Genomic DNA, 1,897 nt, shown 5'->3' with positions numbered 1-1,897 from the left:
GTGGACGCGCAGCTCCGCGAGGAGGGCGGCGGCGGCGCGGTGGCGCTCCGCGAGCGGCAGGGGCGGCGGCGGGGGTTCTTTCCGTACGGGCGCCGACTTCTGCCGTACGGGCGCCGACCTCTGCCGTACGGGCGGAGGATTCTGTTGTACGGGCGTGCGCGGCGGTGTCGTCGCGTGCGCGGCCTTCGGCTCAGCCCCCGGCCGGTTGTACGAGATCGTGCGGTGTACGAACCGGCCGTCCGGCAGCTGCTCCCTGACCCGCTTCAGGTAGCCGAAGGCCTCCAGCTGCCGCATCGCGCGGGCGACGACCAGCTCGCTGTTGGGATGCCTGGCCGCGATCGCCTTGATCCCGACGGCGGTCCCGGCGGGCAGCGATTGGAGATAGAGGGCGAGCCCCTTCGCCTCCAGCGTGAGTTTGCCGTGCTGGGCGAGGTGGTTGCCGGTGACCCTGAAGTGGCGGGTGTGGCGGCCGTTGTCGTGCGTGACGCCTCCGGCGCGGGCGCATGTACGCGCCTTGGGGTGGGTTTTCGCGCCGTTACGGGACGGGGCGGAGGTGTGCGCGCTAGTGTTTCGAATACCCATCAGGGAAGTGCCCTTCCATGGTGGTCAGGCCCTCGTCTTGGGATGCCAGTCCCAGCGAGGGCCGACGCATGTCTGGCGGCATATGCCGGTCGAGCTGAGCGTAAAGCAGGCAACCCGTCCCGAATCCAGCCCAGTTGGCTTCTTTCACTCGCACGAGTGAGCGTCCGGCTCGGGAGGGAAAGGGTGGGGTTTGGTGGGGGTTCTTTCTCTCCGGTTGTTGCTTTGGAAGACCGGCCGCCCGACCGAACGCCCCATTCTCGGAGTTCGGTGAGGCGGGTCATTTTTGCTGGTCAGAGGTGCGGCAGGTCGAGTTCGGCCCATACGGTCTTCCGGGGCACGGGTCCCGGCTCGACGCCCCACCGGTCGGCGAGCGCCTCGACGAGGAGGAGCCCGCGGCCCGGCCGGCGGGGGAGGTCCGTGCCCCGGGTGTCGGTGGCCTCGATCCGGAGGACGTCCGCGTGCACCAGGAGCCCGAGACGGAAGCTCCGCCCCGAAACCCGGCCGTGCGTCGCGGCGTTCGCGGCGAGTTCGGCGACGACGTGTTCGGCGGCCTCGACGGTGCCGTACGGGAGCTCCCGGGCCCGCAGCCACTCGACGGCCAGGAGTCGAGCGAGCCTCGCTCCGCGCGGCGTGGGTGACAGCAGTACCCGGAAGCCGTGGGCCGGTACGGGTACTTGGGTGGTGTTCTTCTGATTCACGTCACCGAGCGTGGTCGCGCATCGCTAGCGTGAACAGTGACGATGCCGATGCGTAGGGTGACTGTCCGGGGCTTGTCCACTGCTGTCCGGCCTGTCCGAACCCGTACGCCGGGTAGGGGCGTTGCGGCGATCGGACGGCGGAGCGCACCCCGGCATGAGCGGCAGAATCGAGTTACTGAAGTTTGAGGACGGCACAGCTGCCGGGCGCTCCGACGGAGCGTTCAACGGCCGTCCGGTGTCGGAGCTGAAGCAGCTGCGCATCCTTGAGCTGCGGTATGGCACGATCCGGGCCCAGGCTCTGCCTCCCGGGGAGTCGCTGGCCCGCATTGAGCAACTGTTGGGAGAAACATGATCCACGAGCACTCTGCCGGGAACCCCTCCGAACTGGTGTGGTTCAAGAGCAGCTACAGCNNCATCCGCGACTCCAAGAACCTCGGCGGCCCGCAGCTCGCGCTCACCCCCGGCGCCTGGGCCGGGTTCGTCTCGTACGCCGTCGGCGGCTGACCAGCAGCGGGTTGGCGGTGGGACGGGCCATGGGAATGGTCGAGGGACTCTGGAAGGCCGGCGAGATGCCGCTCCGTGACGGGCTGTACCGGCCGGACGACTCCGCCCTGGAG

General features: G+C 69.4%; 2 protein-coding genes and 2 pseudogenes. 2 read left to right on the top strand and 2 right to left on the bottom strand.

Annotated features, from left to right (window positions below; translation table 11 throughout):
* Both CCN56_RS39360 and CCN56_RS39355 read right to left on the bottom strand, forming a co-directional pair.
* Positions 1 to 582 (bottom strand): annotated as a pseudogene (locus CCN56_RS39360) (helix-turn-helix domain-containing protein); the annotation flags it as partial.
* 290 nt (positions 583 to 872) lie between these two features.
* The gene (locus tag CCN56_RS39355) at positions 873 to 1,280 is read right to left on the bottom strand and encodes an ATP-binding protein (RefSeq protein WP_086832397.1); all 408 of its coding nucleotides are present in this window, start codon (positions 1,278 to 1,280) and stop codon (positions 873 to 875) included.
* Between the two features lie 133 nt (positions 1,281 to 1,413).
* Between CCN56_RS39355 and CCN56_RS39350 the strand changes: the two are divergent.
* A pseudogene (locus tag CCN56_RS39350) lies at positions 1,414 to 1,632 on the top strand (Scr1 family TA system antitoxin-like transcriptional regulator); the annotation flags it as partial.
* On the top strand, positions 1,629 to 1,784 hold the full coding sequence (locus tag CCN56_RS39345) for a DUF397 domain-containing protein (RefSeq protein WP_086832396.1): 156 nt from the start codon (positions 1,629 to 1,631) through the stop codon (positions 1,782 to 1,784). The pseudogene CCN56_RS39350 and the gene CCN56_RS39345, both read left to right, overlap by 4 nt.
* Positions 1,785 to 1,897 lie beyond the last annotated feature (113 nt).

It is taken from the genome of Streptomyces sp. NRRL B-24572 (assembly GCF_002156145.1).
Lineage (GTDB): Bacteria > Actinomycetota > Actinomycetes > Streptomycetales > Streptomycetaceae > Streptomyces > Streptomyces vietnamensis.
The sequence above is the reverse complement of the archived record's forward strand: the minus strand, read 5'-3'. Positions and strand labels throughout refer to the sequence as shown.